Source organism: Streptomyces spiramenti (genome assembly GCF_012034385.1).
In the GTDB taxonomy this organism is placed as follows: Bacteria; Actinomycetota; Actinomycetes; order Streptomycetales; family Streptomycetaceae; genus Streptomyces; species Streptomyces spiramenti.
Map to the genome: position 1 here is coordinate 1 of NZ_JAAVJB010000134.1, position 13921 is coordinate 13921.

The following is a 13921-nucleotide window of genomic DNA, read 5'->3' on the forward strand; positions in this document are numbered from 1 at the left end:
GCGCCGGCCCGCGGTGCGTCGTACTGCGCGGGCGGCGGGTGGAGGCCCGTCGGCACGCCGTCGCCCGTGGCCGACCCGGGACCGGCGGGCGGAGCGGTCGGGACGGGCTCCGCGGAGTCACGGAACGCGGTCGGGACCCGGTCCTCGAACGTGGCCGGGATCGAGACCGCCTCGGCCGCAACCGCCGCGGACGGGTCGCCGGGGAACGCTCCGCGCGAGGACGCCCCGCCGGACCGGTCCGTGGCGGCGGCGCCCGCGGCGAGCACGCGCAACAGGTCCCGCACCTCAGCGGCGCTGCCCGGCCGGTCCTCCGGGCTCTTGGCGAGCAGCCGCAGCACCAGGTCGTCCACCGCCCCGGGCACCTCGGGGCGCAGCGTGCCCGGGGGCTCCGGCCCCTGGTGCACCTGCTGGTACATCAGCTGCATCATCGTGGCGCCGGGCGGGAACACGGTGCGCCCGGTGAGCAGGGCGAAGAGCACGCAGCCGAGGGCGTACAGGTCGGTGCGGGCGTCGACCTCGCCGGTGGTGCACTGCTCGGGCGCCATGTAGGCGGGGGTCCCCACCACCATGCCGGTGGCGGTCAGCGCGCTGCGCTGGCGCACGCTCACCGCCTCGGCGAAGCGGGCGACGCCGAAGTCCAGCAGCTTGACCCGGTTGTCGCGGGTCAGCATGACGTTGCCGGGTTTGAGGTCGCGGTGGACGATGCCGACCTCGGGGTCGTGGGCGGCGGCGAGCCCGTCGGCGATCTGCGCCGCCCACTCCAGGGCGCGCGGCACCGGCGGCACCTCGGCGCGCAGTTCCTCGGCCAGGGATCGTCCGGGCACCAGTTCCATGACCAGCAGTACGGCGGAGGTGCCCTGGAAGTCGTCGGTGAAGAAGTCGTGGACCGTGACGATGTGCGGGTGTGCCAGCCGGGCGATGGCCATGGCCTCGCGCTCCAGGCGACGACGCAGTCCGGGGTCCTCACCGTCCGTCGCGGCCTTGATGGCGACGTCCCGCCGCAGCCGCTCGTCGTGGGCCTGCCAGACCTGGCCCATGCCGCCCTCGCCGAGCTTGCGGACCAGGCGGTAGCGGTCGTGCAACACCTCTCCGGCTGCCATGCGTCCCCCGTCATGTCTCCCCGGCGCCGCCCCGCGGTCGGCACGGAGGCTTAGGATCGCACAGGACTATCAGCCGCTGAGCACACCAGCTGAGCACGAGGTCGTCGGGGGTTAGGGGATGCGCGGAGGGCTGCGCCGGACGGCGGGAACGCTGGCGGCCACACTGGTGCTGGGGCTCCTGACGGTCCCGACCGCCCGCGCCGAGGGGCAGCTCGCGGACGCCGCGGACGCGCTGGCCGAGCCCGGTGTGTGGGCCGACGACGACTACCAGGGCCTCGACGAGAACATGGTCGCGCTGCTGCAGGCGCGCTACGCGCGGGCCGGGACCCCTTTCCGGATGGCGCTGCTCACGGAGGAGAACGACGACGCCGCGTCGCTCGCCTCGCGACTCGCCTCGCTCGTCGGTGAGCCCGGGGTGTACGCGGTGCTCACCGAGTGGGACGACCCGCTCAGCGACCACCGGGACTCCGCCCAGGGCTGGGCGATCAGCGGCACCTCCGCCACGGTGGACGACATCCGCACCGAGTCGGTCGCCCGCGCCGGCATCAACAACGGCAACCCGCTGCTGACGCTGGTGGACACGCTCGACGGCGACCTCTCGTCGCAGCTGCCGGACGCCTCCGGCGAGGAGCGCTACCTGGTGGACCCGGCGGTCACCGACACCTTCCCCGAGCTGACGGAGGAGCTGCTCGCCGATGTCTTCGACGGCATCCCGGAGCTGCGGGTCGCGCTCGTCTCCGGCGTCGGCGGCCCTTCGGACTCAGCGGCGACGAGGATGGCGTCCGGACTCCCCGCCGACGGCGCAATGCTGCTGATGCAGTGGGAGACGAGCGAGTTCTCGGTGGTCATGGGGTCGGGCCGGGACCTGCCGTCGGTGGGAACCCTGGAGGGACTGGTCGGCGGCATCGGCATCCCCACCGTCGCGCCGGAGGCGGTGCCGCAGCGGCTGTCCCAGCTGGCCGCCGCGCTGGGACCGGACCTGCTGGGTCTGACCCGGGACGGCCTCGCGGACTCCCCCCTCTACGTCCACCCGGCGGCCGGGGACGGGGTGACCGGCCGGGAGCGGCAGGCGGTGTTCGCCGAGGCGCTCGGCGGGGCGGGCGCCCGGGTCGCCGTGCTGCCGCGCGCCGCGCTCGCCGCGCAGCTGGGCGAGGACCGGATCGACGAGGACGTCGACGTGGTCGGGCCCGTGTCGGAGGGCGGGGACGCGCCCCTCGCGCTGCTCCTGGCCGACATGGAGTACCTGCGCGTCGACCAGGTGCAGACCACCGGCGACGAGGAGTTTGCGCGGGCGGCGGATCGGGCGCGTCACAGCGGGGACCCCTTCCTGGAGACGGGCCTGTCCCAGCTGCTGGCCCAGCTCGGCACGGAGGTGCCGGCGGCTCCCGACACCGACGAGGCAGCCGCGCCGGGATCTCCCGGTGCGCCCGGCCCGGGGGGCGGCGACGCCTCGGCGGTGCCGGTCGGGGTCTGGGTCGGGCTGGCCATCGCGACCGCGGGCCTGCTGCTGCCGCTGATGTCCGCCGCGCTCATGCCGCGGGGCCGCCCGCGCCTCGCGGTGCGCGCGCTGGCGGTGGCCGCCAACCGGCGTGAGGCGGAGGCGATGTCGGCGGAGAAGCTGAGCGCGGAGATGGACAGATCGGCGGAGCAGCGGGGCAGGAACGCGCGGGAGCTGGCCCGGCTGGAGCGGCTGCTGCGTCACCTGCCGGACACCGGGGGCCATCCCGTCGCCAGGCCGGTGGGGCAGCTGCTGAGCGAGTACGAGCGCCTCCGTGAGGCCCATGCCGGTGCCCGCACCCGCACGGAGGCGACCGTCGTCCGGCGGAGCCTGGGCCGGGCGCTCCGGCGCGGCGAGGCGCTCACCGTCGTGACGCGGAAGCTCTCCCGGCCATCCTGAACGGACCTCCGGGCCGTTCCTCCCGGCCGGTTCACGCGGGCCGGGCGGGCCGGGTCCGGCCGTCCGGTCCGGGGTCGCGGGTCACCGCGACGCCCGGCCGGAACGGCGAGGACCGGTCAGCCGCCGTTGACGGCGGTGGCGACGCGGTCGCCCAGGTCCTTGTCGACGTTGCGCCAGTAGCGCAGCGCCCGCTCCAGCACCGGACGGCTGACGCCGTCGCCCAGGTGTCCGGCGATGTTCCCCACCAGCCGGCCCCGCTGCGCGTCGTCGAGGACCTCCCGCACCATCGTTCCTGCCTGGCCGAAGTCGTCGTCCTGGGCACGGGGGGTGTACGCCTGCCGCACCATCTCACCCGCCGCGTGCCATCCCGCCGGCTCGCCGAAGCGGGCGGTGTCGGCCGCCGGCCCGCCGTAGGAGTTCGGCGCGTACACCGCGCCGGTGCGGGCCGGCTCGTACCGCATGGGCCCGTCCTTGCTGTAGGAACGCACCGGCGAGTGCGGGCGGTTCGGCGGCAGCTGCGTGTAGTTGGGGCCGATCCGGTAGCGGTGGGTGTCGGGGTAGGAGAACAGCCGCCCCAGCAGCATCTTGTCCGGCGAGGGGCCGATCCCCGGGACCAGGTTGGAGGGTTCGAAGGCGGACTGCTCGATGTGCACGAAGAAGTCCTCCGGGTTGCGGTCCAGCCGCATCCGGCCCACCTCGATCAGCGGGTAGTCGCCGTGCGGCCACACCTTGGTGAGGTCGAACGGGTTGAACCGGTAGTCCGGGGCGTCGTCGAACGGCATCACCTGCACGTACATCGTCCAGGTGGGCGCCTCGCGCCGGGCGATGGCCTCGAAGAGGTCCTGCCGGTGGGCGTCCGCGTTCTCGCCGGCCAGCCGGTCGGCCTCCTCCTGGGTGAGGTACTCGATGCCCTGGTCGGTCTTGACGTGGTACTTCACCCAGAACTTCTCGCCACCGCCGTTCACCCAGAGGTAGGTGTGCGAGCCGTAGCCGTTCATGTGGCGCCAGTTGCGGGGGATGCCCCGGTCCCCCATCAGCCAGGTCACCATGTGCGCGCTCTCCGGGGAGAGCGTCCAGAAGTCCCACTGCATGTCGTGGTCGCGCAGCCCGCTGTCGGGGCGCCGCTTCTGGGAGCGGATGAAGTCCTGGAACTTCAGCGGGTCCCGCACGAAGAACACCGGGGTGTTGTTGCCCACCAGGTCGTAGTTGCCCTGTGCCGTGTAGAACTTCAGCGCGAAGCCGCGCGGGTCCCGCCAGGTGTCGGGGCTGCCCTGCTCCCCCGCCACGGTCGAGAACCGCGCGAGCATCTCGGTGCGTCGCCCCGGCTGGAACAGGTCCGCCTTGGTGAAGTCGCTGACGTCGGCCGTCACCTCGAACGTGCCGTAGGCGCCGCCGCCCTTGGCGTGGACGACGCGTTCCGGCACCCGCTCCCGGTTGAACTGGGCCATCTTCTCGATCAGGTAGGCGTCCTGCATGAGGATCGGGCCGTCGGCCGAGACGGTGAGCGAGTGCTCGTCGCTCTCCACCGGGATGCCCGCGTTGGTGGTCGTGTGGTCGAAGGTGCCGTGGTGCGACATGGGAGGTCCTCACGTTCGGGGCGGGGTGCGCCGGGCCGCCTCCCCAGCAGACCGCCGCTCCCGGCGACGGGCAACCGCTGCCGCCGGTGGCGGCGCCATCCGGGCGGCAAAGGGACACCGCAGGACCAACGGGGGCGGGCAACGTCGGCCGATACGACCGCGTCCCCTTCCACGGCGTGATAGACCACAGGGCAGCCCCTCACCCAGAGTCCCGGGCGTGCTCCGGCCCCCGGCCGAGGCCATCGGGTCCCCGGGAGGGGCCGGACAACTCAACCGCGACACGAGAACGGGTCGGAGCCAGCAGATGCCGAACAGCGCCGGGAGCACAGCCCCCGTGCCCCGGCCCGGGGAGCCCCGGACGGCCGGGCGGCCGGACCCGTGGGTCGCCGTCAGGCGCCACGGTGCCGCCTTCGCGGCCCGCCCCTACTGGGACCCGGAGCTGCCCGCGCTGGTGGTGCGCCGCTGGCCCGACCTCACCGCCTGCCTGCTGGCGATGTTCTTCTTCTGGCTGTCGCTGACCCCCTCGCTGGTCCCCCGCCCCTGGTACTTCCAAGGCGTCATCGGCGGCATCACCGCCGCCATCGGCTACGGCATCGGCGCGACGCTCAGCGGGCTGTTCCGACTGGTGTTCGCCTGGCGGCCCCCGCCCGGGGTCCGGGCCCGCTCCTGGCTGTCGCTATACGTGATCACGCCACCGCTGGTGATCCTGCTGCTCTCGCAGAGCGCCGACATGCAGCGGGAGCTGCGGCGCCTCCAGGCGCTGCCGCCCACCCTCACCTGGCACTCGATGATGATCGCGCTGATGTCGCTGGGCGTCGCCGCGCTGCTCGTCGTCATCGCGCGGTCGGTGCGGCTGGGCACCCGTGTGCTGACCCGGCTGCTGCACCGGTTCGTGCCCTGGCCGGTCGCGGTCGGCCTCGCCCTGTCGCTCAGCAGCATCGTCGTCGTCTTCGGCACCCGCGACGTCGTCTTCGAACGCGGGGTCCTCTCCGTCGCCGACCGCGTCGCGGCGGCCAAGGACCGCTCCACCGACGAGGGTGTGCTGCGCCCGTTCTCGCCGCTGCTCTCCGGGAGCCCGGACTCCCTGGTGAGCTGGGAGCAGTTGGGCAACAAGGGCCGCTCCTTCACCGGCGGCGCCCTCTCGGGAGAGGAGATCGGCCGGTTCAACGGCCGACCGGCGCAGACACCGGTGCGGGTGTACGTGGGACGCGCCGCCTACGACGGCTACGAGGCCGGTGCCCGGCTCGCGGTGCGCGAGCTGGAACGGACCGGTGCCTTCGACCGGTCGGTGCTCGCCGTCGCCGGGACCACCGGCACCGGCTGGATCAACCCCACCACGGTGGAGGCGCTGGAGTTCATGCACGGCGGGGACACCGCGGTCGTGACGATGCAGTACTCCTACCTGCCGAGCTGGGCCTCGTTCGTCGTGGACCGGGAGGAGGCCGGGAGGGCGACCCGCGCCCTGGTCGACGCCGTCCACGAGCGCTGGGAGCGCGAACCGGAGGAGACCCGGCCCGAGCTGGTGGTCTTCGGAGAGTCCATGGGCGCCCAGGCGGTCGAGGCGGCCTTCGACGACGTGGACGACATGCTGGCGCGCACCGACGGCGCACTGCTGGTCGGCCCGCCGGACGGCAGCCCGATCCACCGCGACGTCACCGAGGGCCGCGACCCCGCGAGCCCCGTCTGGCGGCCGGTCTACGACGACGGGGAGCACGTGCGCTTCGCGCAGTTCCCCGGGACCGACCTGCTGATCGGGGACGCCACCTGGGAGTACCCGCGGGTCGTGTACCTCCAGAACGCCTCGGACCCGGTCGTCTGGTGGTCGCCGAGCCTGATGTTCCAGCGCCCCGAGTGGCTGCGCGAGCCACTGGGCCCGGACGTCACGGAGGCCATCGACTGGTTCGCCCTGGTGACCTTCTGGCAGACGACCGTCGACATGGCGGTCTCCTACGGAGCGCCCGCACCGCACGGTCACCGCTACGGTTCGAACCCGGTGGACGCCTGGGAGGCGATCATCCCCCCGCAGGAGTGGCGTGCGACCGATACCGGTCGGCTGAAGGCGCTGCTGGAGCTGCGGCACCCGCCCCGGTCCGGTTTCACCGGCAAGCCCGAGTGACGCGCGACGGCGGCGCGATCACCGCACCGCCGTCGTCGTCCGACTTCGGTGGCGGGTGTCCGGCCCGACCGCCCTCGCGGGAGCACCACCGCGGCCCGCCCGGGGCCGCGGTGGTTCAGGCCCTGTCGTCGGGCCGCCGGCCCGGGGGATCGTCGGGCGAGGCCCCACCGGGGCCGCCGGTCGGGGGATCACCGCCGTCCGCCTCGTGCGGCGGACGGTCCGAGGTGCCTCCCGAGGAGGGCGCCTCGTCCTTCTCCATCGTGTAGGGCGGCGGGGTCGGCGCCAGCGCGGCGACCGTGGCGCCGCTGGTCCGGGGATCGGCCCGCATCTCCGCCTCCCGGTGGTAGGCCCGCAGATAGCCGACCACGGTGTTGAGCACCGCGACCAGCGGCACCGCGACGACCGCGCCCGGGATACCGGCGAGGAGGGTACCGGCGGTCACCGCGAGCACCACACCCAGCGGGTGCACCCGCACCAGCCGTCCCAGGATCAGCGGTTGGAGGATCTGGCCCTCGATCTGCTGCACCACCAGGACCAGCGCGACCACCAGCAACGCGGTGATCGGGCCGTCCGTCACGAACGCGACCACCACCGCCAGCGCGCCGGAGACGAAGGCACCGACGATCGGGATGAACGCGAAGAGGAAGACGATGACGGCCAGCGGAACCGCCATCGGGACGTTCAGGAAGTACAGGCCGAGACCGATACCGACGGCGTCGATCGCGGCGACCAGGACCGTGCCGCGCACGTAGCCGGTCAGCGTGATCCACGCCCTCGGCCCCGCTCCGGCGACACCCGGACGGGCCGAGGCCGGCAGGAACTTCAGGCACCAGTACCAGATGTTCCGGCCGTCGTAGAGCAGGAACAGCACCACGAAGAGCGCGACACCGGCGCCGCTGAGGAAGCGGAACAGGTAGTTCGCACCCTCCAGGCCGGCTGAGGTCAGTTCGGCGCTGTGGTCGCTCAACCAGCGGTTGACGTTGTCGACCATCTCCGTCAGGTCGTCCTCGGAGACGGCGAACGGACCGTCCACCGCCCAGTCGCGCAGCTCGTTGATGCCGTCGGTGACGCTCTCGACCAGGTTGTCGATGTTTTCCATCACCTGCCACACCACGAACCAGCCGACCAGGCCGATCACACCGAAGCCGGTGAACGAGGTGACGGCGGTGGCGGCGCCGCGCCCCAGACCGATCTGCTTGAGGCGTCCGGTGAACGGCTGGAGCAGCGCGGTGACCAGCAGACCCGCCGCGAAGGAGATCACCAGGAGGCTGATCGCGCCGACCACCTGGATGAGCACCCAGACGACGGCCGCCATGACCAGCAGGCGCCAGCAGACCTCGCTCGCCACCCGCAGACCCCACGGCAGCGCCTCCGCGGGGGGCGGCGGGCCGGGCCTCGCCCCACCGGGGCCACCCCGTCCGCCGTCACCGCCGTCTCCGGCGGCCGGTTCCACCGCCGCCCGGTCGTCGCCGGGGCGCCGCGGTGCCGTCTCCCCGGCCGCCAGCGGGGAACGCGCCGACACCGAGACCGACTGCGCGAGGCGGGCCCGCGCGGGAGCGTCCCCGTCGGGAGATCCGTGGTGGAGCGAGGGCTCGTCGTCGCCCACCACCCGCCGCTCGTGCTCCCGCTCTCGGCGCGCCACCTCCTCCTCGGCCGCCTGGCGGTATGCCGAGACCCGCGAGCGCACCCGCGAGACCTGGGCCCGCAGCCGCTGAAGTCGTGCTGCCATCGTCGTCCTCTTCCCCCTGAGTTTCCGCGCCGGGGCGCCGGGCCCACCGCGCGCGGCCCGCGCCGCCCGACGTTACCGTGCGGCCGGGTGGGTGTCGCAGGTAACCCGATGGAAGGACACGGGCGGGTCGGTGAAGAAATCGAGCGGGGGGGGCGAGCATCCGGGGCGAGGGGCCGGGACGCGGGCCGGGCGCCGTGCTGCGGACGGTGACGGCGGGACGCGCCGGCAACGCAACGGCGGTGGGGCAGCAACGCCTTCGCGTCGCCGCCCCACCGCCGTGGAGGACCGTGGCCGGAGGCCGCCCGGGAGGGGGCCGCCTCACACCGGGGTCAGTACCAGTGGTTGGCCTGCCAGAACTCCCAAGCGCCGCACGGGCTCCCGTACCGCTCGTTCATGTAGTTGAGACCCCACTTGATCTGCGTGGCGGGGTTGGTTCGCCAGTCGGCACCGGCGGAGGCCATCTTGGTGCCGGGCAGCGCCTGCATCAGACCGTAGGCACCCGAGCTGGGGTTGGTGGCCGTGTGGTTCCACTCGCTCTCGCGCGTGACGATCGAGGAGAAGCACTGGTACTGGCCGCCGCCGACGATCTGCTGCGCCATGGCCTGGACCTCGGCCTTGGTGTAGCTCGACTGCACCGGAGGGCTGATGTCGGAGCGCGCTGTGCTGCGGCTCGCGGACAGCTCCTGCGCCTCGCGCTCTGCCTTCTCCTTGGCCGCCTGCTCCTCGGCAGCCGCCTTCTCGGCCGCCGCCTTCTCAGCGGCTTCCTTCTCGGCGGCTTCCTTCTTCGCCGACGCCTTCTCGGCAGCCGCCTTGCGGGCGGTCTCCTCGGCGGACTGGCGCGTCAGGGACTCCGCGACGTGGTCCTGCGACTCGGCCTGGAGGCTCAGCGAGGCGGTGTGCAGCTGGGCGTCCCCGGCAGCGGGAATGTCAACGAGTAGCGAAGCATCAGCGGCGACGACCTCCAGGTCGTTCGCCGTGCTGTCCTCACCGGAGGCAACGCCGACGGCAGCACCGACGGTCGTGACCGCGGTAGCAGACGCCACTGCGAATCCCCGGACCGAAATCCGGCTCACACGGTTTCCTTCCACCATCGCCCGTCCGGGTGACCCCCACGGGCACAATCGTGCCCCTGACGCGGGTCTCCACCGTAAGCACGGTCACGGAAGACACTGGCCCGGCGGACACCCCCGCATCTTCGCAAGGGAGCCCGCGTGGTACTCGGGCGGCACACGGCGAGTGGCTGTTCAGTTGTGGGAGAGCTACTGCTGCCGACCACCCGAGGGTGAACGGCGGTGCCGTGTGCGGGACCTGACAGCTGCACACCCTGCCGGAGATCCGAGGCCGCTGGCAATTCAACGCGCTGTGGGAAAGGTCACAGGGCGTTTGGCCTGTGGCTTCGCTGGAGACCGACACACGCGCGGAGCGGCACGCTACTCTACCCCGCGCTCTCGCCCGAAATGCGGAGGATTCCGATTACCCACCCGATCCGGTGACTTGGGCGGCCCGCCCGTCAACCGGCCCGCACGGGGCCGCCGTCGGCGCGGTCGAGACCTCGCCCGCCGACGCAGGGCGCGAACCGACGAGCGCGCACGACGGTTCGCGGTGGTGGGCGCCGCTCGCACCGCGGCGGGCGGGCATCGGCGGTGACCACCGGCGTGCGACAGGCGTGCGATCGCCGGCGGGTAGGTGCGCGCGACCGCTCCGCCGGGCGGAGCGGGGACGGCTCGCGCGGCGCGGCCGGCTTCGCGGTCCGCCACTGAGGCCGCGGCGGATCAGCGGCGGTCCACGTGGCCTCCTCGGCCCACGTGGTCGGACCGACACACCGGCGGCACCCGTCGGCCCGTCGATTCCCCCGTACCGGCGCCGGCCCGCGGCGTCGGTGACGGCGCCGCGGGCCGCCAGCAGGGAGAGCCGGACGCCCGGGCCGCGGGGTGAGCGGCCCGAGGGTCGGGCCGCTCACGCGCCGGGCCTTGACTCAGTCCGGCAGCCGCCCCTCCTCCAGCATCTCGGTGACGAGCGCCGCGATCGGCGACCGCTCCGACCGGTTCAGCGTCACGTGCGCGAACAGCGGGTGCCCCTTGAGCTTCTCCACCACGGCGACCACTCCGTCATGCCGGCCGACCCGCAGGTTGTCCCGCTGCGCCACGTCGTGGGTGAGCACCACGCGCGACCCCTGACCGATCCGCGACAACACGGTCAGCAGGACGTTGCGCTCCAGCGACTGCGCCTCGTCGACGATGACGAACGCGTCGTGGAGGGAGCGCCCCCGGATGTGCGTCAGCGGCAGCACCTCCAGCATGCCGCGGGCGACGATCTCCTCGATGACGTTCCCGGAGGTGACGGCGCCCAGGGTGTCGAACACCGCCTGCGCCCAGGGGTTCATCTTCTCGGACTCGGTCCCCGGCAGGTAGCCGAGATCCTGCCCGCCCACGGCGTACAGCGGGCGGAAGACCATCACCTTGCGGTGCTGGCGGCGTTCGAGCACCGCCTCCAGTCCGGCGCACAGCGCCAGCGCGGACTTTCCGGTGCCCGCCCGGCCTCCCATCGAGACGATGCCGACCTCGGGGTCGAGCAGCAGGTCCAGCGCGATGCGCTGCTCGGCGCTGCGACCGTGGAGGCCGAACGCCTCGCGGTCGCCCCGCACCAGCCGTACGCGGCCGTCCGGCGCCACCCTGCCCAGCGCACTCCCCCGTTCGGAGGAGATCACCAGCCCGGTGTGGACGGGGAGCCCCTCGGCGACCGGGTCGCGGACCGCCTCGGCGGCGAACAGTTCGTCCACCGCCTCGCCCCCGAGGTCGATCTCGGCCATGCCGGTCCAGCCCGAGTCGGTCACGGCCAGCTCGGCCCGGTACTCCTCGGCCTGGAGGCCGATGGACGACGCCTTGATGCGCAGCGGCAGGTCCTTGGAGACGACGGTGACGTCGTGGCCCTCGGCCTGGAGGTTCCGCGCGACCGCGAGGATGCGGGTGTCGTTGTCCGGGAGCCCGCCGTCCCTGCCGCGCATGGCGGGCGGGAGCACGGTCGGATCGGAGTGGTTCAGCTCGACCCGGAGCGTGCCGCCCAGCTCGCCGAGCGGCAGCGGCTCGTCGAGCCGGCCGTGGGTCACCCGGAATTCGTCGAGGCGCCGCAGCACCTGCCGGGCGAAGTACCCCAGCTCGGGGTGGTGCCGCTTGGCCTCCAGCTCGGAGATGACGACGACGGGCAGGACCACCTCGTGCTCTTCGAAGCGGGTGATCGCGGACGGGTCCGCGAGCAGAACACTGGTGTCAAGGACGTACATGCGCCGGTCGTCGGGGCGCTTCTTGGTCGTCACCACGTGTGGACAAACCCCCTCGGATGAGGTTGGGAGCCGCGGCGCGCCCTGGGACCGGACGGTCCGGCGCGTCGGGGGTGGTGCCGGAGGGACCTCGCCGCGGGCGGGCCGCACTCCGGCCCTCAGCGAACTCCGTGATGCTGCGCAAACGGGCCTCCCGGCGGGCCGGGTCCGGGCTCCGACCCGCCGTCAATATGCCCTCCCGCTCGTCGGGTCATACCTCGGATCACCCGGCTGACCCGTAAGGCGGAACCTCGCCGACCGGCGTTCCGCTTCCGTTCCGGTGCCGTGCGCCCGGTGTTCCCTGGTGCTGATGGGGCGGAGGGGGACGCCGGCCGGGCGGCGACAGACGGGGGGCGGTCCGGCGGCGGGTCCCGGTGCCGGAGGTCGCGTGGTGCACGGTCGGCGAGGCGCGCGGGCCGTTGCGCGAGGCCCGGCGTGCGCGGGTCGGCATGCGCGGGTCGGCGTGCGGCCGATGTACGCGGGGGCGGACGGGGTCGGCCGGTCGGCCGCTCCACCGGGTCGGCATCCGCGGGGCGGGCCGGGGGGGGATCACGCCCCGGCGGGCAGTCGTGGGGGGGGGGGGGGGGGTCCCGGATCCGGGACCCCGACACGGACCGTGACTCAGTGGCCGAAGCGCCGGTGCCGGGCGGCGAAGTCACGCATCGCCCGGAGAAAGTCGACCCGGCGGAACGCGGGCCAGTAGACGTCGCAGAAGTGGTACTCGGAGTGGGCGCTCTGCCACAGCATGAAGCCGGAGAGCCGCTGCTCACCACTGGTGCGGATCACCAGGTCGGGGTCGGGCTGGCCCCGGGTGTAGAGGTGCTCGGCGATGTCCTCCAGTCGGAGGGTGCCCGCGACTCGCTCCAGGGTGTCGCCGTCCGCCGCCCGCTTCGCCAGCAGCGAGCGGACGGCGTCGGTGATCTCCTGCCGCCCGCCGTAGCCGACGGCGACGTTGACCAGTATCCCGTCGCGGTCCCCCGCGATCCGCTCCGCGTCACGGAGTACCTGCTGGGTGCGCTCGGGGAGCCCTTCGATGGCGCCCACGTGGTGGACCCGCCAGCGACCGTCCTCGGCGAGGTCGCGCACGGCACCCTCGACGATGGTCAGCAGCGGGCCGAGCTCATCCTCGGGCCGGTCCAGGTTGTCGGTGGAGAGCAACCAGAGGGTGACGACCTTCACCTCTGTCTCTTCGCACCAGGACAGCAGCTCCCGGATCTTCGCGGCGCCCGCCTGGTGCCCCTCGCGGGTGGTGTTGCCGGCCGCCTTCGCCCAGCGCCGGTTGCCGTCGAGGATGACGCCGATGTGCTTGGGGACCTGCTCGGGATCGAGGTGCCCCTCCACCCGCCGCGCGTACAGCTTGACCGCCAGCTGGCGCAGCTTGTTCTTCATAGCGTGTGTTCGCCCCTCTTGCCGCACCGCGCCAGCGTACACGGGGCCGGAGGGCGTCCCGAACAGAAAGCGGGCCGGTCCGTGGGGGGGGGATACGGACCGGCCCGAGGGGGGGGTTCCCACCGTAACCCATACTCCTCCGGTGGGCCCGTGTACTCGGCGGGAATCACCCGGCGAGTCCGGCGAGGACGACGCCGACCAGCGTGCCGGCAGCGAGGAACGGCCCCATGGAGAAGGCCGTGCCGCGGCCGGCGCCGCGCAGCGCCACGAGATGGAGCGCGTACACGGAGGCCAGCAGGAAGCCGGCGAAGACCCCCAGCACCAGCGCCCCCCAGCCGTACCAGCCGAGAACGACGCCGAGCGCGAGCGACAGCTTCACGTCCCCCAGCCCCATGCCCCGCGGGTTGATCAGGGCCAGAACCAGCAGTGCACCGCAGAGCACGACACCGGCGAGCAGCGCCCGGGGCCAACTGCCTCCGGCGGCACCGCCGAGCAGCGTGCAGAGACCGAGCCCGCCCGCGGCGAGGAGCGCCATCGGGTAGGTCAGCACGTCCGGCAGCCGCAGCACCGCCAGATCCACGGCGGTGACCGCGACCATCCCGGGCACCAGCAGCAGCCAGACCGCGAGCGCGGGGTCGGCGCCGAGGACGACGGCAAGCAGCACGCAGCAGGCCGCCGTGACGAATGCGAGCGGCAGCCGCCCCGGCGCTCCGCGCGTGGCGGCGGGGGCGTCGCCCGGGGCGGGCCGGGCCTTTTCTTCGGCGGGCGCGGGCGCGGCGCCGCCCCCGGCGGAGAGG

General features: G+C 73.6%; 9 protein-coding genes. 2 read left to right on the forward strand and 7 right to left on the reverse strand.

What is annotated here, in order from left to right; translation table 11 throughout:
• On the reverse strand, positions 1 to 1100 hold a 1100-nt coding region (locus tag HCJ92_RS15800), incomplete at its 3' end, for a serine/threonine-protein kinase (RefSeq protein ID WP_167934236.1).
• 118 nt (positions 1101 to 1218) lie between these two features.
• On the opposite strand from HCJ92_RS15800, the gene HCJ92_RS15805 reads away from it, so the two are divergent.
• Positions 1219 to 2997, forward strand: a complete 1779-nt coding sequence (locus HCJ92_RS15805; RefSeq protein ID WP_167934237.1) for a hypothetical protein — start codon at positions 1219 to 1221, stop codon at positions 2995 to 2997.
• 116 nt (positions 2998 to 3113) lie between these two features.
• Here HCJ92_RS15805 and HCJ92_RS15810 read toward each other — a convergent pair whose 3' ends face one another.
• Positions 3114 to 4574, reverse strand: a complete 1461-nt coding sequence (locus HCJ92_RS15810; RefSeq protein ID WP_167934238.1) for a catalase — start codon at positions 4572 to 4574, stop codon at positions 3114 to 3116.
• A 304-nt stretch (positions 4575 to 4878) separates the two neighbouring features.
• On the opposite strand from HCJ92_RS15810, the gene HCJ92_RS15815 reads away from it, so the two are divergent.
• The gene (locus HCJ92_RS15815; protein ID WP_167934239.1) at positions 4879 to 6690 is read left to right on the forward strand and encodes an alpha/beta hydrolase; all 1812 of its coding nucleotides are present in this window, start codon (positions 4879 to 4881) and stop codon (positions 6688 to 6690) included.
• Between the two features lie 115 nt (positions 6691 to 6805).
• On the opposite strand, the gene HCJ92_RS15820 is transcribed toward HCJ92_RS15815, so the two are convergent.
• From HCJ92_RS15820 to HCJ92_RS15840, 5 genes are all read right to left on the reverse strand, one after another.
• Entirely contained in the window at positions 6806 to 8419 is a 1614-nt protein-coding gene (locus HCJ92_RS15820) for an AI-2E family transporter (protein WP_167934240.1), read from the reverse strand.
• Between the two features lie 329 nt (positions 8420 to 8748).
• Positions 8749 to 9492, reverse strand: coding sequence for an aggregation-promoting factor C-terminal-like domain-containing protein (locus HCJ92_RS15825; protein ID WP_476718360.1), 744 nt, complete (start codon positions 9490 to 9492; stop codon positions 8749 to 8751).
• A gap of 902 nt (positions 9493 to 10394) precedes the next feature.
• Positions 10395 to 11699: a PhoH family protein gene (locus tag HCJ92_RS15830; protein ID WP_209311183.1), complete on the reverse strand. Its 1305-nt coding sequence runs from the start codon at positions 11697 to 11699 to the stop codon at positions 10395 to 10397.
• Positions 11700 to 12356: 657 nt separating this feature from the next.
• On the reverse strand, positions 12357 to 13124 hold the full coding sequence (locus HCJ92_RS15835) for an isoprenyl transferase (protein WP_167934243.1): 768 nt from the start codon (positions 13122 to 13124) through the stop codon (positions 12357 to 12359).
• A 166-nt stretch (positions 13125 to 13290) separates the two neighbouring features.
• Positions 13291 to 13921 (reverse strand): prepilin peptidase (locus HCJ92_RS15840; protein ID WP_167934244.1); only part of this gene is annotated, 631 nt, incomplete at its 5' end.

Coding starts and splice junctions, on each gene's coding strand:
- HCJ92_RS15805 (WP_167934237.1), top strand. CDS start 1,219: ATGCGCGGAGGGCTGCGCCGGACGGCGGGAACGCTGGCGGCCACACTG.
- HCJ92_RS15810 (WP_167934238.1), bottom strand. CDS start 4,574: ATGTCGCACCACGGCACCTTCGACCACACGACCACCAACGCGGGCATC.
- HCJ92_RS15830 (WP_209311183.1), bottom strand. CDS start 11,699: ATGTACGTCCTTGACACCAGTGTTCTGCTCGCGGACCCGTCCGCGATC.
- HCJ92_RS15815 (WP_167934239.1), top strand. CDS start 4,879: ATGCCGAACAGCGCCGGGAGCACAGCCCCCGTGCCCCGGCCCGGGGAG.
- HCJ92_RS15835 (WP_167934243.1), bottom strand. CDS start 13,124: ATGAAGAACAAGCTGCGCCAGCTGGCGGTCAAGCTGTACGCGCGGCGG.
- HCJ92_RS15820 (WP_167934240.1), bottom strand. CDS start 8,419: ATGGCAGCACGACTTCAGCGGCTGCGGGCCCAGGTCTCGCGGGTGCGC.